The organism is Fischerella sp. (assembly GCF_013388695.1).
Classification (GTDB): Bacteria; Cyanobacteriota; Cyanobacteriia; order Cyanobacteriales; family Nostocaceae; genus PCC9605.
This window is the reverse complement of record NZ_JACAEU010000127.1, coordinates 23,633-47,660: the sequence shown is the minus strand read 5'-3', so window position 1 is coordinate 47,660 and position 24,028 is coordinate 23,633. Positions and strand designations below refer to the sequence as shown.

At 42.8% G+C, this 24,028-nt stretch carries 16 protein-coding genes and 1 pseudogene; 7 read left to right on the top strand and 10 right to left on the bottom strand.

Going from position 1 to position 24,028, the window contains the following annotated elements:
• Positions 1 to 96: 96 nt before the first annotated feature.
• Positions 97 to 786 (bottom strand): 2-C-methyl-D-erythritol 4-phosphate cytidylyltransferase, encoded by a 690-nt coding sequence (gene ispD / locus HXY43_RS16985; RefSeq protein ID WP_290885041.1) that lies wholly within the window; start codon positions 784 to 786, stop codon positions 97 to 99.
• Positions 787 to 950: 164 nt separating this feature from the next.
• On the opposite strand from ispD, the gene HXY43_RS16980 reads away from it, so the two are divergent.
• Positions 951 to 1,913 (top strand): glycosyltransferase family 9 protein, encoded by a 963-nt coding sequence (locus tag HXY43_RS16980; protein WP_290885038.1) that lies wholly within the window; start codon positions 951 to 953, stop codon positions 1,911 to 1,913.
• Between the two features lie 1,079 nt (positions 1,914 to 2,992).
• Positions 2,993 to 3,754 carry a hypothetical protein gene (locus HXY43_RS16975; RefSeq protein ID WP_290885035.1) on the top strand — a complete coding sequence of 254 codons (762 nt, stop codon included), beginning with the start codon at positions 2,993 to 2,995 and terminating at the stop codon, positions 3,752 to 3,754.
• Between the two features lie 96 nt (positions 3,755 to 3,850).
• Here HXY43_RS16975 and HXY43_RS16970 read toward each other — a convergent pair whose 3' ends face one another.
• Positions 3,851 to 4,324: a CRR6 family NdhI maturation factor gene (locus tag HXY43_RS16970; RefSeq protein WP_026736512.1), complete on the bottom strand. Its 474-nt coding sequence runs from the start codon at positions 4,322 to 4,324 to the stop codon at positions 3,851 to 3,853.
• A gap of 437 nt (positions 4,325 to 4,761) precedes the next feature.
• Between HXY43_RS16970 and HXY43_RS16965 the strand changes: the two genes are divergently transcribed.
• Positions 4,762 to 5,385: a TMEM165/GDT1 family protein gene (locus tag HXY43_RS16965; protein ID WP_290885030.1), complete on the top strand. Its 624-nt coding sequence runs from the start codon at positions 4,762 to 4,764 to the stop codon at positions 5,383 to 5,385.
• 100 nt (positions 5,386 to 5,485) lie between these two features.
• On the opposite strand, the gene HXY43_RS16960 is transcribed toward HXY43_RS16965, so the two are convergent.
• Entirely contained in the window at positions 5,486 to 6,346 is an 861-nt protein-coding gene (locus tag HXY43_RS16960) for a tetratricopeptide repeat protein (RefSeq protein ID WP_290885027.1), read from the bottom strand.
• Between the two features lie 376 nt (positions 6,347 to 6,722).
• Between HXY43_RS16960 and HXY43_RS16955 the strand changes: the two genes are divergently transcribed.
• Entirely contained in the window at positions 6,723 to 7,754 is a 1,032-nt protein-coding gene (locus HXY43_RS16955) for a hypothetical protein (RefSeq protein ID WP_290885024.1), read from the top strand.
• An 80-nt stretch (positions 7,755 to 7,834) separates the two neighbouring features.
• Here HXY43_RS16955 and HXY43_RS16950 read toward each other — a convergent pair whose 3' ends face one another.
• Together HXY43_RS16950 and malQ are read right to left on the bottom strand one after the other, a co-directional pair.
• Complete coding sequence (locus HXY43_RS16950; RefSeq protein WP_290885021.1) at positions 7,835 to 9,004, bottom strand: homocysteine biosynthesis protein; 1,170 nt, start codon at positions 9,002 to 9,004, stop codon at positions 7,835 to 7,837.
• A gap of 149 nt (positions 9,005 to 9,153) precedes the next feature.
• Positions 9,154 to 10,659 (bottom strand): 4-alpha-glucanotransferase, encoded by a 1,506-nt coding sequence (malQ, locus tag HXY43_RS16945; protein ID WP_290885018.1) that lies wholly within the window; start codon positions 10,657 to 10,659, stop codon positions 9,154 to 9,156.
• 191 nt (positions 10,660 to 10,850) lie between these two features.
• On the opposite strand from malQ, the gene HXY43_RS16940 reads away from it, so the two are divergent.
• From HXY43_RS16940 to HXY43_RS16930, 3 genes are all read left to right on the top strand, one after another.
• Positions 10,851 to 11,282: an NUDIX hydrolase gene (locus tag HXY43_RS16940; protein ID WP_290885043.1), complete on the top strand. Its 432-nt coding sequence runs from the start codon at positions 10,851 to 10,853 to the stop codon at positions 11,280 to 11,282.
• Positions 11,283 to 11,562: 280 nt separating this feature from the next.
• Positions 11,563 to 11,961: a RidA family protein gene (locus HXY43_RS16935; RefSeq protein ID WP_026736520.1), complete on the top strand. Its 399-nt coding sequence runs from the start codon at positions 11,563 to 11,565 to the stop codon at positions 11,959 to 11,961.
• Between the two features lie 179 nt (positions 11,962 to 12,140).
• On the top strand, positions 12,141 to 16,124 hold the full coding sequence (locus tag HXY43_RS16930) for a tetratricopeptide repeat protein (RefSeq protein WP_290885013.1): 3,984 nt from the start codon (positions 12,141 to 12,143) through the stop codon (positions 16,122 to 16,124).
• A gap of 326 nt (positions 16,125 to 16,450) precedes the next feature.
• Here the strand turns inward: HXY43_RS16930 and HXY43_RS16925 are convergent, their stop codons facing one another.
• From HXY43_RS16925 to HXY43_RS16905, 5 genes and pseudogenes are all read right to left on the bottom strand, one after another.
• A complete protein-coding gene (locus tag HXY43_RS16925; RefSeq protein WP_290885010.1) occupies positions 16,451 to 17,317 on the bottom strand; it encodes a phosphatase PAP2 family protein in 867 nt (288 codons plus the stop codon).
• 267 nt (positions 17,318 to 17,584) lie between these two features.
• Positions 17,585 to 17,971, bottom strand: a pseudogene (locus HXY43_RS16920) (nuclear transport factor 2 family protein).
• A 132-nt stretch (positions 17,972 to 18,103) separates the two neighbouring features.
• On the bottom strand, positions 18,104 to 19,996 hold the full coding sequence (locus HXY43_RS16915; protein WP_290885007.1) for a response regulator: 1,893 nt from the start codon (positions 19,994 to 19,996) through the stop codon (positions 18,104 to 18,106).
• Between the two features lie 15 nt (positions 19,997 to 20,011).
• Positions 20,012 to 20,458: a response regulator gene (locus tag HXY43_RS16910; RefSeq protein ID WP_290885004.1), complete on the bottom strand. Its 447-nt coding sequence runs from the start codon at positions 20,456 to 20,458 to the stop codon at positions 20,012 to 20,014.
• Between the two features lie 129 nt (positions 20,459 to 20,587).
• Entirely contained in the window at positions 20,588 to 23,920 is a 3,333-nt protein-coding gene (locus HXY43_RS16905; protein ID WP_290885001.1) for a PAS domain-containing protein, read from the bottom strand.
• Positions 23,921 to 24,028 lie beyond the last annotated feature (108 nt).

Here is a 24,028-nt window from a genome sequence, read left to right as displayed (position 1 = left end):
GTTAGTGGTTAGTGGTTAGTGGTTAGTGGTTATTCCCCCACTCTCCCCATCACCCCATCACCCCATCACCCCATCACCCCATCTCCCACTCTTCTTCTACTCTTCACCAAGTCTAGTTCTGAGGATAAACTCTGCTATTGCTAAATCTTGTGGAGTGGTCACTTTCAAATTAGTTTCCTCCCCTTCAACAATTCGGACTTGGTAGCCGCACTTTTCAAATAAAGCAGCATCGTCAGTTACTTCCCAAGCCTGGCGTATACCTTCGGCGTGACACTGTTTTAGGAGTTTAACATCAAAACCTTGGGGAGTTTGTGCCGCCCAGAGTTGGCGTCGGTCGGGTGTACTTTGAATTATGCCATTTTCATCTACGACTTTGATAGTATCTTTGACAGGCACAGCAGCAATCAAACCCGGGCAGTTGTGAATTGCTTCGGCACATCTATCTAGTAAATTGGGTGTAGCTAGGCATCTAGCTCCGTCGTGAATCAAGACTTGCTCAGCAGTGGCTGGTAGTGCCTGTAAGCCGTTGTAAACGGATTCTTGGCGGGTAGAGCCACCTTTAATTAATTCCACGGGTTTATTTAGCTGCAAATCAGCGATAATCTCCTGGAATTCTTGCCAGTCAATTGGTTGGGAAATAATTCCAATCCAACTAATGTAGCGTGACGCTTGTGCAGCTAACAGTGTCCAAGCAATAATTGGTCGCGATCGCACCTCAAGAAGGAGTTTATTGCGGTTACTCCCCATTCTTCGTCCCGATCCGGCAGCTGGAATTAGTAAATACACAAAGTTCCTCTATCTTTAAACTAGGGGCTATAGGCTAGGTAATAAAGGTAAAAGTTAAAAAGCTCAAGAAATTATTTTTCTTTTAACTTTTGACTTTTGACTTTTGACTTTCTTAGTCCATATCTTCCCCTAAAATAGGGAGCGAGTAAGCGTAAATTAATATTATGCGAGTAGTAGCCCTTGTCCCTGGCGGAATAGGCGACCAAATTCTATTCTTTCCAACACTAGATGATCTGAAGCGCAATTATCCTAGCGCTCAGATAGATGTTGTTACCGAACCCCGATCAAAGGCTGCTTACCGAGTAAGCAAGTCAGTTAATGAGGTACTGGCGTTTGATTATAAAGACCGTAACAGTTTGGCTGATTGGGCAAATTTAGTAGGCATTATTCGCGATCGCGAATATGATGTTGCTATTGCTTCGGGGCAAAGTAGGTTAATGGGTCTTTTGCTATGGTTGACTGGAATCCCCACACGCATTGGATATAAAGGTAAAGGTGCAGCTTTTCTCACCAACCGCATCCCCCTCAAGCAAGGGCAATATGCCGCTTGTATGTACCACGATCTACTACAAGGGTTGGGCGTAAAGTCCCCTTGTCCAGAGTTAGCTATCAATGTACCAAAACCTGATATTGACTGGGCAGATAAAGAACAACTACGGTTGGGAGTCAAAGAAACTGGCTACATTTTGATTCACACTGGTGCAGGGGAGATATCCCAAAATAAAGGCCTGGATAAAATCTACCCTGTTGAGAATTGGCAGCAAATCATCCAAGACTGCCAGCATAAACAGCCAGATATGCCTATAGTAGTAATTCAAGAGCCAAACGAAGAAAATTTTGTACGTAGACTCACACTTTCTAATCCTGATATCAAGGTCAGTTCTCCGGATGATATTGGAAAGTTAGCGGCAATGATTGCTGGAGCAAATTTGCTACTTTGTACCGCCGATAGTGCAGCAATGCATCTTGCCGTCGCCGTACAAACTTATACCATTGCCTTATTTGGCCCTACAGAACCAGCTAAGTTTTTGCCTAAAAGCGACAAATACCTTGCGATCAAATCTCCTACAGGCAAAATAGCAGATATTTCACCTAACACTGTTTTGGAGAAAATTTGGGGTGGCTAGTAGCACTCTGGTTATTTCTGTGGTGCTGTATTTAGACTAGCGCTTTTCCTTAATGGCGATCGCCAATCAAATGTTGATGTTAGCTAGCTTAACTGAGTAAAATAGTTAACTTTATACTTGGTGTTAGCAAAGCTATGCATCAGCTAAATAATCAAGTAATTGTTTGCTATCTGGCTTACAAACCATCTGACTCTGTTCAGAGTTATTACCCAGATAGTTATTTAATATTGTTATATGTAATACTTCGTGAATTTTTGTACAAACAGGCTAGCATTAGCTTTTTGCAGTAACTATGGAAAACTAATACCAATTCCCTTTAGGCATGAAACATATTTTGTTGTAGAGACGTTGCATGCAACGTCTCTACAGGATTTATATGTATCGTGATTAACGTGAAATTGTGTAAGTACTAATACTTAAATCATACAGGCAATGTGAAAATATTTGTATATTTTTTACTTTTAATTATTGAAATATTACGGTATAAGAGTTGGCTGCACAACCGATTTTTTTTACACAACCTGATATGTTGAAAGAATTATGGGGAAATCTAATATTTAGAATCATCAGCTGATGTGCATCTACAGCAGGCTGTACAAATAAATATACAGGTTACTGAAAAACTTCCGATTTTGGGAATTCAGTAACAATAGCAACTGGGATAAATTTTCTACTCTTAACTGTTACAACCCCATACGTTCCCAGTACTTAATAGCAGCATTGAGTGAAATTACTAGCCACAGAGAAAAAGCTTTTAGCTAACAGCTATTAGCTATTTACTTGCTGCCTACATAGCCGAAAAATTGTTCAATTAAATTAGAAAGTGTGAGATATTTTAACGAAATGGATTCACCATAAATAAAAATTTACGGTAGAACAAATAATAGTCTCTATTTGTTTTATTCGAGCAAGACAGAATATTCTTGACTGTCTGAGAAGTGGTAGTTGCCAAAATTACCTGGTGTGATTAGTTTATGGGTGGATCTATCGCGCCATCTTCATGTGTTCCTTTACTTTTAACTTGTCTTTAAGCAAGAGCATCCACCAAGAATGTGATGAAATCATCAAAGGGAAAACAAATGGCGATCCGATTACATGGCTTCTTTAGCAGTGGCAAACGTTACATTCAAGTAGAAAGTCAACCGCATCATATCACGGGCATTTTTAGAAACATTGTGAACTCTTGCAATAATATGCATGAATTCACTTTTCTGCATGCAGAAAATGTATATTTTGAGTGTCCAGAAGATGGAACAATAACTTTTTACCAGGCGATCGGTAATGATGTAGCTAATTCAGCAATTTGGACTTATCTTGTATACGAATGTCCAGAAAGCGAAGAAAAGGTATTTCGAGATCCATGTATTGATACAAGCACAAATTGTTTGCAGGAAATTTTCTCAGGTAATAAATTAGTTGTAGTTGCTACCGGGATTCACGATTATCTCAAATATGAATATTATGAAAGTGAATATTTAGATGTTTATCTTCCATGTGATTGGGAGACTCCAGAAGGAAGAGAAATAGTAAATTTACTTTTAGAAGAATTTAAGGCTTTTAAATCCTCATCACTGTTTGCAGAAGATGCAGGTAAACAATATATGAAAGCTGTTATAGACAAATTTATTCAAGCTGGAAGAAAAGTATTAGACAATAGCGGCACATTAAAAGACTTTGAATTACTCCAATACGAAGTACTGAAGAATGTTAGGATTCATGAAATTGCAAACTTAATTATTGAATATAACGATTATCGCCTTTGGCAAGCAGTCTTACCGAGTAATTCTAAAGCGATTGAGTATGCTTTTAATGCTGCTTTAGATTTAATATGTCGAATTTAGTAATTAGTCTAATAGTCAATGGTCAATAGTCATTAGTTAGTAGTCAAAAATAAACAAATTACAAATGACCAATGACAAAGGACAAATGACGAATAATTAAAACATTTCAAAAAAAGCATCTTCTAATTCATAACCTAGCATTTGAGCCATCGATTGTAGACGGGATCGACTGGGTATACTCTGTTGTTTGAGCCAGTCACTCAGAAGAAAAATTTTATGCATCAAAAAGATTTCCAAAGCCTCGGGATTGTACTGAATACCTTCTTTGGAACTAAACTGATGTGGTACAAGCATGGCAGTGTAACGGGCAAATTCACCAGCTTTCCAATCTAGTAAAAATGGCAACCAAGGATAGCGAGCATCAAGGCGAACAAACCACAACCGTACTTCTGGAATTTCAGGGAGTTCTCGCGGATCGCCAGGTTCTAGGGGATAGTCGATCTCAAAGCGCAACTGCTGTTCATGGGATGCGATCGCCCCTTCTTGCAGCAATTGCTCAATTACTGTTGCTGCTGGAGAAAGATCCAGGGCGTTGATAGAGTCTGAATTGAGAGCGATCGTGATTGTCATGACTCAAACAGAAGTCGGGGAAAGGGAAAAGGAGAAAGGGGTGAAAAATTACTTTTGCAACAGATCTACTCATAGAGTAGCCTCGACAATTCAGACTACCAGCTTTGGGAACCTAACGCTAGCAAAAAAGTAGGAGGCAGGAGACAAAAATTTTGACTCTTGACAAACAACAACTACCTTTACTACAACTTCAGATAGATGTATAATTGCCTAGAAGAAATAGAAGGGGAGTAGCTGCTGGCAAACAATCCCAGCCAATACGCCTGAATCAACATACTGGCGATGAGCCTGGTTCAGGTGACAATTAAGCAATAAGCTAATTGGAAGCGAGACCTTCACTGAGTTCACACAGACAAGAAAGTGTGGAGCTCGGTGAGGTATCGTTACTCTCATTGAGCTTCACGGACAGGTAAACTATTCGTCAGGAGCTTGAGAGAGTGCTAACAGCTTTTACCGCAGGTTTATTACTAATTACATTTTCTGAATTAGGTGATAAAACTTTTTTTATCGCCGTGATTTTATCGATGAAACACTCGCGGCGACTAGTATTTGCGGGTGTGATAGCTGCTTTAGCGGCAATGACAATACTTTCTGTAGTAGTAGGACAGGCAGTGTCTCTACTACCCAAACTTTATATTTATTATGCCGAAGTTGTTTTGTTTATTGCCTTTGGTTTAAAGCTGCTGTATGAAGGTATGAAAATGCTGCCTACTTCTGCTTGCGATACAGAAGTTGTAGAAGAGGCAAAAGATGCTGTGGACAAAGCAGAAAAACAACTGTCAAAGCAAAAAACCTTTTGGGCGATTATACTAGAAACCTTTGTATTGACATTTATGGCGGAGTGGGGCGATCGCACGCAATTTGCCACCATTGCCTTAGCAGCGGGGAATAACCCAGTGGGAGTAACCACAGGTGCTATTTTGGGACATGGAATTTGTACGGCGATCGCAGTTATCGGCGGCAGAATGTTAGGAGGAAAAATTTCTGAAAAAACACTCACATTGATTGGCGGATTCCTGTTTATCTTATTTGGGATTATTGCCGCCATAGAGGGAGCCTAAATTTTGGGGATTGGGAATTGGGAATTGGGCATTGGGGATTGAAGTACTGATTTTTACCATGCCCCATGCCCCATGCCCCATGCAAGAGTGTCCCTCTTCTTTAGGGTACTGGCGTAGAAGGAGCAGTGGGAGTAGGAGTGGCAGACTCAGTTGCTCTTTTATTAATTTCGTCTTTATACTGAGTTGGTGCTAAGGCCGCTGCTTTGTCAAATAAAGGTTTGGCCTCATCAGTTTTTCCTTGCTCTTTTAAAACCATCGCCTGTGCTAAAATAGGGCGAAAATCATTGGGAGCGCTTTTTGCTGCCTGTTCGTATGCAGTTAAAGCTTGCGGGTAACGTTTTTGGGAGGTGTAAACATTGCCCAACATTACCTGTACGGCGGTGGCATCCACGCTACCAGGTTCGATTTTATTTACCTGACCTGCCTTAGCAAGGGTATCTTGTAACAAGCCAATTGCTGCTTCCGGACGATTTTGATCTAGCAACAGAGCAACCATTCCCTGCAAAACGTCAAGGTTCCCTGGTTTAGTTTCTAGTACAGATCGATAAGCTTGAGCAGCGCCTTCCTTGTCGCCTATTTGCTGTTTTGCTTGTGCTAGCAGCACGGCATATTTAGTTTGTTCTGGATTCAGCTGGGCTAACTTTTCTAGAGGTTCTATTACCCCTTGAATGTTACCTACGCCTAACCTCAACAATTGCAAACGAGCCTCTAACAATCCTCGCAGCGCAGTTTGATTTTCTGGCTCTCGCTGCAAAACTTGTTCGTAACCCCTAGCTGCATCTTCCAGTTTTGATTTTTGATCTGAGGAAGACGAATTTCCTCTGCTGCTAGCGGAGTTTGGGCTGGACTGTTGCGTATCATTAAATGCGGCTATGATGGGAACCATAGACACTCCAACAAAAGCTACTACTACCAGCACTAACACTACTTTGACTAACCAACGATTACGCGGCACAGACACAAAACCGTCCTTAACTCTAATGACATTATCGTTTACAGAGATCGAGAAATTTAAAAATTTGAAAAATTTTGCGGAATACCGCGCCTGAATTGTGAACTTTATAACAAATAGCCATATTAATGCTGCCAAAGCAAGAGATGACTTTAGGAGGAACCGCCTAAATTGTAGCTATGCTATGCTTCCGAAACTAGAGCAAAGGCGCTAAATTACACATTTAGTGTGTATGCGAGAAATCGCGTCATTCAGTATCATAACAGGGCAAACTAGAGTGGCTGTTTTGTAAAGTAAATATACTTTCATCAGCCGCCCAAATGCTCTTGATAGCTGCCTTCGTAAAATCCCACAATGGGATGTGTCTCCGCCGCAAGGAGTTTTTATGAATTCCGACCTGATGCCGTCCCCTGAATCGTCAAACTCAACAACTTCTGATGAAGCTCAAACTAGTCAAGAAGCAATTTCTCAAGTTGCTCCAGCAACAGTCGAACCGTCTCAAAGCGAGAACTCGACTTTGACACCAAGTGAGACTGTTAATGATGACAGCTTAGTGAATCGACAACAACCGATTCCGCCTCCCAGCGAACCAATGCAGTACCGAGCGATTGGCTTGGTTCGAGGTCGCTATATTGCCAGCAGCGAGCAATTTACTCAAGGTGTAATGCTAACCGCAGATGGCACAAAACTTGATGCTGTGCTTCTAGGTCGAATCATGAGTTTAGTCAAAAACCACCTCGACTTGGAACAAGAGCATTTATGGGTTGTTTATCCGCGCACGCGGCAAGAAAACGACAATCTGCACCTCCAAATTGTAGGGGTTTGGGAGCCAGAAAAATTGGCTAAAAATCCCATGACTGAACAGCAGCAAGATTTAGCCTCGACTGCGGAGCAGACTTCCGATCTTAGCCGATCGGAGAAGTCTGAAGAGACCACACCTACTAGCGCCGTGCCGTCATCAGAAATTCCCGATGGTGGTTTTTCCGTTCGTGGCGAAATAGTTTATCAGTCATATGACACCGAGAGCTTAGTAATTAAAATTAAGCAATCCGCCCGCAAACAAAATGACAAACCCAAGTATTTCAAATTGAAACTCAAGGGTAGGCTTGATACCAGAGCAGTAGGAAAGTTTTGGGACTTGCAAGTCAAGCGCGAGGGTGAATTGTTGGTTGTAGAACATGCCGAAGCGATCGCGGAATTGCCCAAAAAACGCGGCGGCAGAAGACCACCACCAAGACGAGGGGGATACCGTCCTGGTGGTAGGAAACCATACCCGCCCAGACGCAGTGGAGAGGGCCCACCACGCCCAACCAAGAAAATGGGTGATTCTTCGTCGCCTACACCACGACCTACACCTAAAGGTTCTCACACTCCTCCTCCCAAGCCTGTGAAGCGGCCGAAACCACCGCAGCAATAAATGGTGAATTATGAATGCTGAATTATGAATTGTGATGAAAATTCCCTAATTCATAATTCATAATTCATAATTCATAATTTTTAGAACTCCGTCCAGCGATCTTGGGGTAAAAAAGACCGCTCCATTGTTATTGGGGCAACTGGTTCAGTGAGGCTAAATGTACCCGCTTCAATCCACTGTTTTAACTCTTGGGCAACTTGTCGGGAGAGAAATAGACTCACAACGGGTGCAGTACGCACTGTCTTGCCTTCGATGACTATGCGTCCGGATTTGAGTTGAGCATAACTCACCAAGCCAAAGGTAGGACGCACCCGCCGAGGAATAGAAAAGTCTACAATTGGTGCCACCAATTCTTTGTCACTAACTGCACACCTGGCTACTACTTCCTCGCTTAACACGGGAAGTGGTACGCCTACACCCAACATCAGGGAAGGGCCGTAATTTTTGAAGTAACAACCCCGCACCCAACGAGTATCCATCTGCTTGGCATCGCCGATTAAAGCTAAAGTTGCAGCCGGGCCAATGGGCGTACGATTTGGCAAACGCTTTTGTAAGGGGAAATGCTGAGTTCCTTCCCATGCCACATAGCCAATCCCACCACCTAAGAAAATCCGCGTACCAATACCTATAAGTTCCAAGTCAGGGTCGTTAAGGAGAGGGGAAATAGCACCGGGGTTAGAGTAAACCGCATTGCTCAAACGTGGATGTAAGGGCCCGAGATAGGTAAAAAGTAGGCGATCGCCTCCATTCACCCCCACAATAAAATTTTGATAAAGATTCCTGGGATTAAATAAATAAAACTGATTAATAGTATCGCGGGTAATCGTCGTTTCAAAGGTAGCCCTGGGGTAACAATCAGTTACTTGCCCTTGGGCGCGTACGTGTATTGGTTTACCTGCAATTAAATCTTCAATCACATGACCGCCGCCACGTTCCCGGACTTCTTCTCCGTCATTTGCTTCTACGGCACAACTTGCGCCCAGGTATAAATCCACTGCCCCAAAGCCGGAATATGCAGGCACACCATCCAACCAGCAACGACGAATTTTAATGGGAGGATCGGTGTGTCCGAGGTTAAGAATTGCACCGCTAGATTCCATCGGTTCAAAAGTGCCAGTAGTGATAACATCTACTTCCTTGGCAACTTTTGCAACACCGACTTCTGCAACTCTGGTTTTTAATTCTTCAACAGTTAACACCACCGCACGTTTGCGGCTGATTTTTTCGTTGATTTCCGCAATTGTTCGCATATTTAAAAAATTATGAATGATGAATGATGAATTATGAAAGAAATTTTCAGCATTCATCATTCATCATTCATCATTCTCACCAATACCCAATTCTCAATCCCCTTTAGTGAGATTGCTTTATATCTGATTGGTCTTCTTATTCTATTTTCTTACCCCTTATAACGCCCATAAATAAATGCCATCTCTCTGAGACGGTTGCTGTATTCTTCAGTTAAGGCTTCACTTCGATAGCGCCAACCCCAATTGCCATCAGCTTTACTAGGGGTATTCATGCGAGCATCAGATCCCAAATTGAAGACATCTTGGAGGGGAATAATTGCCTGATGGGCAACAGAACTCATCGCCAAACGAATCATATCCCAAGCAATCCCATGAGGACTATTACAGCCAAGGTATTTTTGCAGGCGATCGCGTTCATAATCAGAGGCATCCTCATGATACCAGCCAATCGTGGTGTTATTATCATGGGTTCCCGTGTAGATGACGCTGTTGGGAACCACATTAAACGGCAAATAGAAATTGTTGGCATCACTGCCAAAGGCAAAGTGTAGAATCTTCATCCCCGGAAACCCGAAATGATCTCTGAGATCCAATACTGGCTGATCGATGTAGCCTAGGTCTTCAGCGATGATCGGTAGGCTGCCTAACTCTTCACGAATTGTTTCAAATAAAGCATAGCCTGGAGCCTTAACCCATTTTCCATTCACCGCTGTCTCTTCCCCTGCCGGGACTGACCAATAAGACTCTAAACCTCGGAAGTGATCGATACGGATCAAATCTGCATGAGCAAGGATTTCACGGATGCGCCTAACCCACCAATCAAAACGAGTAGATTCTAGATATTTCCAGTCGTAAATTGGATTTCCCCAAAGCTGACCAGTTGCCGAAAAATAATCCGGTGGAACCCCGGCTACTTCCGTTGGTTCTCCTGTTTCTCGATCTAGCTTAAAATTTTCTGGATGTGCCCAAACATCAGCACTATTGTGGGCAACGTAGATGGGAATATCGCCTATAATTTGAATTTTTTGGTCGTTGGCATATTGTTTGAGTTCTGACCACTGACGAAAAAATTCAAACTGTAGGAACTTGTGAAAAAATATCTCCTGTGATAAACGACTACGCCATTGCTCTAACACCTCCGGCTTGCGTTGACGCAACTCCTCAGGCCAGTCAGTCCAGGTTGTTCCTTCTTGAGTATCCAGCAGTGCCATAAACAACGCATAGTCTTCCAGCCAGCTGGCCTTACCTCGACAGAAGCCATCAAATTCTTTCTGCTGAATTGTACTAGCCTTATGTTTAAAGTTTTCGCAGGTTTTCCGCAACAGGGGCATCTTCCAGGCAATCACCCTCTCAAAGTCCACCCGATCTAACGGGAAGTCTGGTACATCACGCAGATCATCTTCGCTCAACAAGCCATTATCTTTGAGTACATCAGGACTAATCAGCAGGGGATTGCCTGCCATAGCGGAAAAACACATGTAGGGCGAGTTACCAAAGCCTGTTGGTCCCAAAGGCAATATCTGCCACAACTGCTGGCCACTGCGAGCGAGGAAATCAACAAATTGATAAGCCTCCAACCCTAAATCTCCGATACCATAACGACCGGGAAAACTGGTTGGATGTAGCAAAATGCCGCTGGTTCTGGGAAAAGGCATAAATATCCTGAACTATAAGAGCAACATATTTCATCGAATTTAGCATGGAACAGTAATTGCGACTGTACAAAGTAAACTCGTGTTGAGCATCCTTTGTCCACCACTCGGTGGAGTCCAAACTCAACAGTCCAAAGTCCAGAGTAATTAATTTTGACTCTTGACCCTTGACCCTTGACTCTTGACCCTTGACTATGACTTATCAAAATCCTGTTCCGACTGTTGATATCATCATCGAAATGGTTGACCGACCTCATCGGCCAATAGTGTTAATTGAGAGGCATAATCCGCCTTTAGGTTGGGCTATACCCGGAGGTTTTTTAGATTACGGGGAAACAACAGAATTAGCAGCGCAACGCGAAGCTTTAGAAGAAACTGGTTTGCAGGTGGAGTTGATTGAACAATTTCACGTATATTCCGATCCCAATCGCGATCGCCGCAAGCACACAATCAGCATTGTATTTTTGGCAACAGCTACTGGTGAACCAAAAGCAGGGGACGATGCTAAGGGTATAGGAATTTTTGAGTCTTGGCGCATACCAAATAATTTATGTTTTGACCATGACCATATCCTGCGAGATTATTGGCGTTATCGGCATTATGGAATACGTCCAAGGTTGAATTAAGTGTTTAGAGCCTGACAAATAAAATGATCGGACTGTTAAAAATAGTCAAAAAGGCTATATCATGAATTTTTTACCTTCTGCCTTCTAGCATAGCAGCTTAATAACAGCATAGTTGCCTTATGCTTTCTGTACTAGTAGCAACAATTTAGACTTTTTTGCCACAACTTCTATGCGGTAAACAGGCAAATTCAAGAATGTTCAAATTAAGAAATATTCAACTTATGATTTTTAAATTCCCTACGTAGATTAATGACTAAAGATACAAAGGACACCAATAAAAATGAGTAGAAAAGTTATTCATACTGATAAAGCTCCAGCACCAGTAGGGCCATATAATCAAGCAATTATTGCGACTGGGCAGATGATTTTTGTAGCTGGGCAAATTGCGCTTGACCCTAACACTGGTGTAATTTCTGGTGAGGGGGATGTGACAAAGCAAACAGAGCAAGTAATGGCTAATTTGGAATCAATACTAACAGCGGCTGGAGCAAGCTTTGCAGATGTGGTAAAAACAACTGTATTCTTAGTTAATATGAATGAATTTAATGCCATGAATGCAGTCTATGCGAAATATTTTGACGAGGCGAAAGCCCCAGCGCGGGCGTGCGTGCAGGTATCTCGTTTGCCTAAGGATGTCTTGGTAGAAATTGAGTGTATCGCCGTGATTGATAATAAATAGCACCCATATTTTTAGATGGGTGTAGCCGCAGGAAGCGATTATTTTTAACAGATGCTAATAATAGTGTCTCTACCAGGGTAATTGCTAATACTAAATGCTTCCGTAAGGTTGGTTTAAATCGTCTTTAGTCTCGGTTTGAAAACGCTGCATTTAGGGTGTGTGTAAGAGGAGTAATAAAAATGACAGATAATCATGTGACTGCCACTCTTTCACCCGCAGACAGGGAAGCGATCCTGCAAGTGATCGCTACTATCCGTGAGAAATTACCACTGTTAGCTAATTTAACAACTGAAGAGTTTCAAAACTTACCTAACTTAGATGATCGAAGTTGGGCGATTGTCAGTAAAGCTTTGGATGTGGCCCAAAAGCAAGACTCTCTTCCACCAAATAACTCACATAAGAAGCATCAGACCCTGCAAGAGATTCTCAAGCAACGCCAACAATCAAATTTTGTGGGCAGAGAAGAAGAAATCACGATATTTCGCCATAATTTAGAATTACCACTTGAGGATCATCACCGTCGTTTTATTTTTAATGTCTCTGGCCGAGGTGGTGTTGGTAAAAGTTCTTTGCTGCGCCAGTTTCGCCAAATTGCTGAAAATGCAAAATTCATTACCGCTTATACGGACGAGTTGGAAAAAGGCGTACCGGAGGTAATGAATCATTTAGCACAACAACTAGAGCAGTACGGTTACATATTAGCAAAATTTTCTGAAAGTTACAAACTTTACCACCAAAAGTTACAAGAACTAGAAATAGATCCGGAAGTACCTCAAGGATTTTCGGCTTTTATGGGGCGATCGCTGTTTAAGGGCGACGTGCATTTGACACAGCAAATTCCAGGTACTGATATTGTCTTAGAATTTGCAGATCAGGATGCGGGCGTCACTCAACAAGAGTGGACTTCTTACGTAGCCAGAAAATTAATCAACAAAGACGAACTACGTTTAATACAGGAACCTATCGCGGTCTTGACGCCTCTGTTTTTAGAGGATTTGTGGGAGGTGGCAGTAAATTCAGATATTGCTCTGTTTTTTGATAGCTACGATCGCACAGAAGAATTTTTAGACCGCTGGCTCAGAGACATTCTCGATGGTCGCTATGGTGACGTACCATCGAATATCTTACTGATTGTTGCAGGTCGGCAAGAGTTAGACAAAAACCATTGGAAAGTTTATGAAGAGTCAATGGTGCGTCTGGTACTGGAAACTTTTACAGAAGAGGAAACCAAACAATTTCTAACTCGTAAAGGCATTAGCAACGACGAGATTATTGATGTAATTTTGCGCCTTTCTGAAGGCTTGCCCCTGCTAGTTGCAACGCTGGCTGCTGAAACCCCCAATGATGACAGCAAAGTTGGCGATGCTAACGGCATGGTAGTAGAACGCTTCTTAAAGTGGATGAAAGATCCTAAATGGCGGCAAGTAGCGCTGACTGCTGCGATTCCTCGGTTTTTGCAGCGAGATGTTTTGGCTCAGTTGCGCCCAGAAGAAGAGGCGGATATGCTGCTAGACTGGCTGCAACAGATGCCGTTTATGAAAGCTCATCCTAACGGTTGGGCGTATCATGATGTAGCCAAAACGCTGATGTTACGTCACAAGCGGCTTTCATCGGCGCAAAGTTGGACGCAGTTGCAGGGCAAGTTAGCAGATTACTACGAATCCCTAGCTCAAGATTTACAACTAGATGAACAGAAAAAATGGTGCGATCAAACTTGGCAAAACTACAAGCTGAATGTGTTGTATCACCGCTTGTGTCAAGCACCACTCAAGTATTTACCTCTGGCTTTCAATGAATTTTTAGAGACTCTGCAAAAGCATTATAAATTTGCTCAAAGCTGGGCAGAAACAATTGTGCAGGCTGGAAAAGATTCTGATGCGGCAGAAGTTCAGCGTTGGGGTGAAAAGCTCCTTAAAGGGTTGAAAGCCTGGAAAGAGCAAGAGTATGAAGACACTGCCCAAATGTTTGCAGCACTCATAGAGCAGGGTAAGGTTGATGTCAAGTGGCGAGCCTTGGCTTACAGTTTCAAAGGGGCAACTTTTTACAAAATGAAACGCTATGATGAAGCCCTTAAGAGCCTGAACCAAGCCATTAAACTCAACCCTGCGCTCAACTGTGCGATCGAACTTCGCGGTCATGTTTTTGCTCACAAGAAGCGTTACTCAGAGGCAATTAAATGCTTTGACCGCCTGATTAAACTCGAACCTGACCGTCCCAGAGCAGTTGCACAACGAGGCTATGTCTATCAATTGATGGAGCGTTACGACCAAGCCCTAGCAGACTTCAACCGCGCCATTGAACTTGATCCCAATTACACCTGGGCAAAAACTCAACGCGGGTATAACTATCTATTAATGCAGCGCTATGACGAAGTTGTGCAAGATATGATTTGCATTCTGGAAGTTGAACCGGAGCAGATCGGGGCACTGGCACTGCGAGGAGCAGCATATCATTTGCTGGAGCGTTATGGTGAAGCGATCGCGGACTTTAACCGCGTTCTCAAATATGAGCCGGATAATATCCAGGTGAGAGCGCTACGAGGTGCAGCGCATTACTTGTTGGGACATTACACCGAAGCCCTACCAGACTTTAACCACATTCTAGAACTTGAACCAGATCACATCCAGGCGATCGCACTGCGGGGTGTAATCTACCAATTGATCGAACATTACATGGAAGCAGTCCAAGATTTTGACCGGGTTCTGAGACTAGATCCTACATATAAATGGGCATTCGTTCAGCGAGGTGAGACTTACCGCCAGATGGAATGTTACGCCGAAGCTGTGGAAGACTTTGACTGTGCCATTGCTCTTGATGCTAATGATGTTTGGACAATTGCCAGTCGAGGTGAAACTTACCAGTTAATGGGACGCAATAAACAAGCTCTCAAAGACTTTGACCGCGCCTTAGAACTTGACCCCAATTACGCTAGGGCACTTGTCAAGCGGGGTGAGATTTACCAGTCGATGAAGCTTTATGAGGAAGCCATCAAAGACTTTGATCGTGCCCTTGAAATTGACTCCAATTGTACCCGAGTTATTACCAACCGGGCACAAACTTATCAGTTGATGGGGCATTATGACCAAGCCATCAAAGACTTTGACCGGGCAATTGAATTTGAACCTGAAAATCTCCAGGTGATTACCAACCGGGCACAGACTTATCAGTTGATGGGGCATTATGACCAAGCCATCAAAGACTTTGACCGCGCCCTTGAACTTGACCCCGTGAACGAAAAAGCAATTGTTAGTCGGGCAGAGACTTGCCAGTTGATGAAGGACTATGACCAAGCCCTCAAGGACTTTGACCGCGCCCTTGAACTTGACCCCATTAACGATAAGGCAATTGTCAGTCGCGCTTACACTTACTGGATGATGAATTGTTACCAGCAAGCCCTCAAAGAATTTGACCGCGCCATTGAGATTAACTCTAATAATCACAAGGCTTTTGCTGGTCGAGGTCATACATACCGGATGATCAATTGTTACACCGAAGCCTTATTAGAATTTGACCGCGCCATTGAAATTAATCCCAATGACGATTGGGCATGGGCTGGTCGGGGTGACACTTACTGCCGGATGAAGCGTTACACAGAAGCCTTGAAAGATTTGAACCGTGCCATTGAACTTAATTCTAAACAGCATTACGAATGGAAACTAGCTGGGCGCGGTTACACCCATCTTATGCTCAAGCGCTATCACGAGGCTGTGGCAGATATCAACCTCGCCATTGAATTAAATACCGATGATGATTGGTATTTATATCTACGTGCTTTAGCCTACCAAGTCCTCAAGGAACAAAACAAAGCCCGAACTGACCTTACTGTTGCTATTAAAATTGCGAAAAAGCGTTACGAACAAGATACCCAGGATTGGCGCAATACGTTTAGAGTGGCTCTTTACTATTTGGCAGTTCAGCATTATCCGACAGTGGAAAGTTTATATCGATATGCCTTAGCCAATGGTGCTTCCCTAGAGCATATCCGTGAAGCTATCCATAATTTGGATGATTTCTTGACTATCTTCCCTGACCATAAACAGGCTAAATCTATGCACGAGTTATTACTGTCTGGTTTAAACAGATGTCTCACAGGTACACCCATTAGTCGTAAAGAGGAGATTAGTCACGAGCGAGAAATGATCAATCAAGTTTCTACGGTCTAAGTACAGCTTTGCGTAAAAGAGTAGCGATTTGAAACGCAGAGGCTCGCGGAGTAAGCGCAGAGGCACGCAGAGTTTTTCTAGATTTAATTCGTTACGAATTTGTGTAATGTTGTACTTAAGGTAATGGGGAATGGGTAATTGGTAATGGGCTAATTACCAATTACAGATTTTTCCGCCTCTGTTGCATCTACATCGCGATCGCTTTTCTCGATTTGGGAACACTGAAATTATGTATCCCAAAGGAGTCATATATATGACAGCTAATCGCATCAGTGCCAATCTTTCCAAAACAGATCGGGAAGCTGTAATGCAGGCGATCGCGACTATTAAAGATTGGATAGTCCCATGCGTGTGAATAGCGCTGGTGCTAAGAAGGTAATCCACAGCGCTGCCAAACAAAAAGTTATTGTATTGCGTGCTAACTCATTGCTGATAATGAAGCGAAAACTCAAGACAAGCATTACTAGTACTCCCAAACCAATTATCATCTTCAGCACTTGTTTGCGTTTGGAGACTTTGGCTGGGGAATATCGGACATACCAATATTCCAAAGGTATTCCAATTCCTGCACCCACAGCAGCACCAAACACTTCCCAACCTTCTGGAAAAAAGCTGGTGAACGGAAACACGCCAATAGGTGCTGAGAGACTGAGAATTAGGAAAAATCGAAATGTCCTGCCAGAGAACCAACGCACCAGCACTGGCCACAACCGCTGATACACTACCACCAAAATTAGTCCAAGTGCTAAACCACTGAGTACGTCGCCTAAATAATGTACGCCTAGATACAAGCGAGATACCATCACTCCCAAAACTATACAGGCTGTCACAGCTGCTGGAATACGATTAAATGCGCTTAGTGTTCCCCAAAGAAGAGTTGCAGTTCCAGTGTGTCCGCTGGGAAAAGATGACAGTGCTAGCTTTTCATGAACTATTATTTGCGGGTCGTAGGGACGCGGTACATAAAAGATTGACCAGATCAATACATTAATTACTGTTACTAAGAGAACTGCACCCACTAAGCACCAAGCAAATCGTCTTCCGGAAATCCAAAATGTTAGAGCGAAAACCACTGTTACAGCCGTAGCTGTTCCCAATTCTGATAAAGTTTGAAAAAATAAATTCCAACTCTCACCAAATAATTGTTGAACAAAAATAATTGGTTCAGGACTCCAGAGAAACTCAATTAGCATTGGCGATTACTGAAAATTTTTCTAGTAGTTTATCAAGGATGCAAGCCTCTTCCATAATTTTTCGACCACCAACCCAATCCCCTTTACTCTGTGTTTATCTGTGGTCGATTTATAAAACCTGATTTTTGTCATAGCTTTAATTCACATCAGGCGTAATACCAATTCTCGAAAGTGGAACTACACATAGTTCGTAGTAAGCACTTAAGTGCTTACTACAAGCCAAGAACATTTGTAGTCATTTTCCTTTGAAAGGGTATAACTTATTTTTTACCGCACAATCGAACTGGCATGATGATGTACTAAATACCACTTGCCACCGAGAAATTCAAACACATTCGTAGCTAGCGATCGCGCTTCTATTTTCCTACCATTAATAACTTGCATGACATTTTCTATTAGCACGACATAGGCGATATTATCGCGAACTTCTGTAGCAATTATGTCTCTATTTATTTCAATATAAGGAGTGTTTTGAAATATCTTTTCCCAGGAGGTGCGAATTGCTTTCCAACCCTGGAGTAGATTTCAACCAGGGTGAATGCAAAGACTACCAGTTCCTTGAGACCAAACTGTACTCATCGCCTCAATGTCTTTTTTTTCAAATGCTCGGTAAAAAGCGTCATTAACGGCTAAAATTTCAGAATTATTAGTCATTTGTCATTTGTCATTTGTCATTTGTCATTTGTTAATTGCTAATTGTGAGTAGTTCGTTATTTGATCCAACTACTAACTACTAACCACTAACCACTAACCAATGTACAGACGTGCCATGGCACGTCTCTACAACTACTTTCCATTCTTAACTGCGCCAATTGTTTGCAATAATTGCTTGGCTGTATAGGGTTTGGGTAAAAAGGCTTTGACGCCGATGTCGGTAGCAGCGTTCACCTTATCTGTAGAAGCCAGTCCGCTGACGGCAATAATTTTGACGTTAGGATTAATTTTTTTCAAGGTACGGATGGTTGTTAGTCCATCCATAGATGGCATAAGCATATCTGTTAAGACTACAGAGATTTCATCGCGATGTTCTGCGTAAAGGGCGATCGCTTCAATGCCATCGCTGGCTGTGATTGCTTTGTAATTATAGGTTTCTAGGGATGTTTTGGTAATGTCACGAATTGAATCTTCATCGTCCACAACCAAAATTAATTCGCCGTTCCCCGAAGGTAATTCCATTTCTCGTTCTTCTGAAATTTCTGGTGTTTGTTGTGCTGGTAAAAACACTTTAAATTCACTACCTCTACCAACTTCACTGTAGACACTGACAAATCCACCGTGGCTTTTGACAATTCCCAGTACTGTAGAAAGACCAAGTCCAGTACCTTTGCCGAATTCTTTGGTAGTAAAGAATGGCTCAAAAATACGATCTAATATTTCCCGATCGATGCCAATTCCTGTATCAGCAACGGTGATGACTACATAAGCACCCTCTCGTGCATCAATATGCATTTTGGCGTAATTTTCATCTACTAAAAAGTTTTCCGCATAAATGGTTAAATTACCGCCATTAGGCATAGCGTCACGGGCATTCACACATAAATTCATTAATACTTGATGCAGTTGGGTGGCATCACCATATACAATCCAAAGGTTTTGCGGTATGTGAGTTGAAACATCTATAGATTTGGGAAATGTTTCTTTCATTACTTGCTGAATTTCTCGAACCAAGTGCTTTAATTGCACTAAGGTGCGATCGCCTTCCACCCCACGAGTAAAAGATAGAACTTGCTTGACTAGATTTGCTCCCCGTTTGGCATTGCTGATTAATATAGGCAAAAGTCGCTTACTGCGCTCATCGTGCAACTGTGATTCTAACAGTTGTGCTGTCATCAAAATCGGCGCTAGAACATTGTTGAGATCGTGGGCAATACCGCTGGCTAATGTACCAATACTCTCCAAACGCTGGGCACGTAAAAATTGTGCTTCTAGTTGTTTCTTTTGGGTAATATCAGTATTGACGATTAAAATAGTTTGTCTTCTTTTATCAAACTCTCGTACTAGTGTCCAGCGACTTTCGACGATGATTTCTTGACCAGATTTTGTTCTTTGCTGTAACTCTCCTTCCCATGCACCATTTTTCATCAAAATGGTGAGAGCTTCTTGTAATTGAGATAAGTTTTTTTCTTGCCAAAGTTCTGATACTTTTTTACCGATAGCTTCTTCTTTTCTGTAACCGTAAAGACGCTCAGCTGCTTTATTCCAAAATAGAATTTGATTATCTAAATCTTGTACAAAAATTGCATCTGTAGCGACATCTAACAGGGCAGCTTGTTCGCGAATTTTCTGCTCAGTTTGTTTGCGTTCCAAAGCATAGCGAATAGAACGCTCTAACAAAGGTGCAGTCAATTGGCTTTTTTCCAGATAATCTGCTGCCCCGGCTTTCATCGCCTCTATGTCTATTTCTCGATCTCCTTGACCAGTGAGCAATATGATCGGATCTGCACAGCCATTGGCAATAGCTTCACGCAAAAGTTCCAATCCATTGCCATCACCTAAACGATAATCAACAAGATAGACATCATATTGTCCAGAAGCGATCGCATTTCTGGCAACTTGATAAGTATCTACCCATGTCAACTCGCAATTAACTACTTGAAATTCCCTGAACCAATCGCGAGTTAATATATAATCATCTTCATCGTCATCAATGAGAAGAACTTTGATCGGGTTGTCTTTCATTGCTGCCTCCCAGGCTTATAGCGGCAGTTCTACAATTTCAAACCAGTACTTCCCTATAGTCCTCATCACTTCCACTAAGGCGGCAAATGTCATCGGTTTGATGATAAACGAATTTGCTCCCAAATCATAGGTTCGATAAATATCTTCCTCTGCTTTGGAGGTAGTTAGTACCACGACTGGAATTTGCCTTAGTTCCGGGTCATTTTTAATTTCTTTGAGCGCCTCACGACCATCTTTTTTGGGCATATTTAAATCTAACAAAATCAAACCCGGACGAGGCGAACTTTTCGGATCGGCATATCGACCACGCTGATATAAATAATCCATCAACTCCTCTCCATCCCTAACGATATGTAGGTCGTTTGCGAGGCGACTTTCTGCTAATGCCTCACGAGCCAACATACAGTCGTCCTCATCATCATCGGCCATCAAAATTGTGATGGTAGTTTGCCGACCCTTCACTCTGCATTTTCTCCTTATGCGATGCTTATAGGATTAATTCATTATTAAATTGCAACAAATTTTATGGGTAGGGTTGTAAAATCACAAAATATATGTGGGGGTATAATAAACCTTTAATTGTGAAGAAGATCAAGAATCGAGGTTAAGTGGTAACGAAACGATAAATTTCGCCCCTTCGCCTGGCTTACTACTAGCGGTGATGCTCCCCTGATGACGTTCAACAATTTTCCGGCAAATCGCTAAACCTATACCAGTACCCTCATATTCACTGCGACCGTGCAGACGCTGAAAAACATTAAAAATGCGATCCAAATACTTTTCGTCAAATCCAATACCATTATCTTCCACAATGATTTGACATTGCTCGTTACCAACAGCAACTGGATCTGATGAATTCGATAAAATATTACTATAAATTTTGACAACGGGTAGTACTTCCGGACGCTGGAATTTAAGAGCATTACCGATGAGATTTTGCAATAATTGCCGCATCTGGAGGGGATCGGCTTTTATGATGGGCAACTCGCCTACTTCTATAGTTGCTTGAGTTTGATGAATGCTGATTTCTAAATCAGATAGTACTTCTTGTGTTACCTGAAAGAGATTCACCGCGACAAAAGGCTGCGCCCTGGTAGTAACTCGCGACAAACTTAGTAAATCTTCAATCAAAGTTTGCATCCGGCGAGCAGCATTTTGCATTCTGTCTAGGTAGTCGCGTCCTTGTTCGCTTAAGGTGTCTCCACAGGTGGCTTTGAGGCGATCGCCAAATGTTTTAATTTTCCGCAGTGGTTCTTGCAGATCGTGAGAGGCAACAAAAGCAAATTCTTGCAGTTCTTCGTTGGAACGGCTGAGTTCTTGCCATTGGCGAGTCTCTTGTTCTAAGAGTTTCGCTTGCCCCAGGGCAATGCTGATTTGATCTGCCAATTGTCGCAACAGTTCGGTTTCCCAGCTATCCCAGTGGCGGGGATGGGCACACTGATGGGCAATCAACAGTCCCCACAGTTGATTTTGCTGGATAATTGGAACAACTAGGTTAGCTTTGACGGCAAATTGTTGCAAAAATTCCACATGGCAAGGTTGGATCTCAGCTTGGCTAATGTCCTCAATGGCACTAACGCGCCCCCGACGGTATCTTTCGATGTAATTTTCACTAAAGCAATAGTCAATTATGTTACGCCCCAGAATCACAGGCCAACCAGGAACCACTGCTTCTTTAACCACAGTTCCAGAACCATCAGACAACAGCCGAAAAATTAATACTCGGTCGGCGTGTAGTAGGTTTTGCACCTCCTTGACGCTAGTTTCGAGAATGTCATCGATTTGTAAAGACTGACGAATTTTCAGGGTGACATCAGCAAACAAGCGCGATCGCATGTTTTGGCGCTGTAACTCTTCTTGCACCCGTTTGCGATCGCTAATATCCATCATCGCGCCAATCATCCGTACAGGTTTGCCTGTACTGTCGTGAACGACATAACCGCGATCGAAGATATAGGCATAAGAACCATCAGCACGACAAAAACGATACTCATTTGACCAAAATTGTTGACCGCTATCAATTACAGCGTGAATTTCAGCAACGATTCTCTCTCTTTCATCTGGGTGTATATGTTCACACCACCAATGATTATTGGTAATAATTTGCTCTGGCGAGTAACCAAAAAGTATTTGCACATTCTCATTCCACCACACCTGGTCGGTCAGCAAATCCCAGTCCCAAACAGCATCTGTGGTAGCACGAGCCAGGATTTGAAAGCGTTCCTCACTCTGACGCAGTTTTTCCTCTGCTAGTTTGCGTTCGGTAATGTCTGTATGGGAACCTGCCATCCGCACGACGACGCGATCGTTTTCATCCCACAACGCCTGCGCGCGATTCAAAATCCATTTGTACGTGCCATCTTTACACCGGACGCGGTATTCGGTTGTGTAAAATGGGGTTTTTTTGGCAAAATGATCGGTAACAGCCTGCATCACCCAGTCAATATCATCGGGATGGACGCGACTTATCCATTCATCTAAATGGTTAGAAATTTCGTCTTCTTCATAACCAAGCATTTCTTTCCAACGTGTTGAAAAGAAGACTTCATTAGTTTTGACATTCCAGTCCCAAATACCATCATTAGTACCCCACACAGCTAGCTGCCAGCTTTGTTCACTTTCTTTGAGTGCGTCTTCCACTCGTTGGCGTTCGATCGCCGTAGCCAAAACGTTAGCAGTTGCTTGCAAGAAGTAAATATCATCCCTGCTAAAAGTCCGCTGTGTGGTTGTGTGTACCCCTAAAACACCAAAAGGACGCTCTTTGCCATGAATAACAACGCTGAGACTGCTAACGATTGGATTTTCTAGCAGTAGTGATGATTGCTGGAACCGGGTTTCTTTGCTGAGATCGGTGACAACCACTGGTTCTTTGACAAGCAGTGTGTAACCAGCTTGGGAATTTGTGCCGGCGCTGATAGTCGTTTCTCCCACAAGCCCTTGCGGCCAACCTACTGCTGCCCGCAGCAATAGCGTAGCTTCATCTGGCAACATTTCCCAGGCTTTGCAATACTCTACTTCCAGACATTGGGCAACCAAAGTAACTGTTTGCTGCATCAGTGAGGTTAAGTCTGTACCAGCAAGTGCCAGTTGACTGAGTTCTGCCACCAGCGCCTGCTGGTTGGCATGAATTTCTAAAGCTTTTTCCGCTTGCTTGCGCTTGGTGATGTCAATATCTACTCCCAGCATCCGCACTGCTACCCCAGTGGGATCGCGCAAGACAACGCCTTTAGCTGCTATCCAGCGAATTGTACCATTCGGCAAAACTACACGAAATTCGATATCGTATTCTGCCCCTTCTTCAATAGCTTGTTTGAGTGATTGATTGATGAAATCGCGATCTTGGGGATGGACGCAGTTAATAAAGGTTTCGTAGGAACTTTCAAAAGTATCCTCTTCTAAACCAAGGAGGGTTTTGAGGTTATCTGACCAAATAATTTTATTAGTTAAGAAATCCCGATCCCAGGTGCCCATACGGGCAGCTTCTAATGCCATCCGCAGTTGCATTTCCCGCATTTGCGCTTGTTCAGTCTGCTGTCGCAATGCCTGCATGGCCTGACTCGCTGCTAAAAGCCTCTGCACTCGCTGACGCAGTATCGGCCATTTAATTGGTTTGGTAATGAAATCTGCTGCACCCACTGCGAAAGCTCGTTCCAAGGATGCTTGGTCGTAAAGAGCTGTAATCATTAATACAGGAGTGCGATCGCCACCAGGGAGTGTTTGTAATTGTGCACAGCAACTAAACCCATCCATTTCTGGCATGAGGGCATCTAACAGCACCATATCTGGTTGCAGTTGGGTATAGACTGCCAGCGCCTCTGCACCGTTACTTGCCTCTGCTACTCTATACCCTGCTGTTTCCAAGAGTTCACGCAGCTGCATCCGCAGCATATAATCATCATCAACAACCAGAATCACATTAGTCATTAGTCAAGAGTCAAGAGTCAAAAGTCAAGAGTTATTAATCATTTTGACAAAAAGTTTAATTATTATTTGTCATTTGTCAAAAGCCAATGACTATTGACTATTGACTAT

Coding starts and splice junctions, on each gene's coding strand:
- HXY43_RS16970 (WP_026736512.1), bottom strand. CDS start 4,324: ATGACAATCACGATCGCTCTCAATTCAGACTCTATCAACGCCCTGGAT.
- HXY43_RS16905 (WP_290885001.1), bottom strand. CDS start 23,920: ATGACTAATGTGATTCTGGTTGTTGATGATGATTATATGCTGCGGATG.
- HXY43_RS16955 (WP_290885024.1), top strand. CDS start 6,723: ATGAATTCCGACCTGATGCCGTCCCCTGAATCGTCAAACTCAACAACT.
- HXY43_RS16950 (WP_290885021.1), bottom strand. CDS start 9,004: ATGCGAACAATTGCGGAAATCAACGAAAAAATCAGCCGCAAACGTGCG.
- HXY43_RS16975 (WP_290885035.1), top strand. CDS start 2,993: ATGGCGATCCGATTACATGGCTTCTTTAGCAGTGGCAAACGTTACATT.
- HXY43_RS16925 (WP_290885010.1), bottom strand. CDS start 17,317: ATGCTAATTGAGTTTCTCTGGAGTCCTGAACCAATTATTTTTGTTCAA.
- HXY43_RS16980 (WP_290885038.1), top strand. CDS start 951: ATGCGAGTAGTAGCCCTTGTCCCTGGCGGAATAGGCGACCAAATTCTA.
- malQ (WP_290885018.1), bottom strand. CDS start 10,659: ATGCCTTTTCCCAGAACCAGCGGCATTTTGCTACATCCAACCAGTTTT.
- HXY43_RS16940 (WP_290885043.1), top strand. CDS start 10,851: ATGACTTATCAAAATCCTGTTCCGACTGTTGATATCATCATCGAAATG.
- HXY43_RS16935 (WP_026736520.1), top strand. CDS start 11,563: ATGAGTAGAAAAGTTATTCATACTGATAAAGCTCCAGCACCAGTAGGG.
- HXY43_RS16930 (WP_290885013.1), top strand. CDS start 12,141: ATGACAGATAATCATGTGACTGCCACTCTTTCACCCGCAGACAGGGAA.
- HXY43_RS16915 (WP_290885007.1), bottom strand. CDS start 19,996: ATGAAAGACAACCCGATCAAAGTTCTTCTCATTGATGACGATGAAGAT.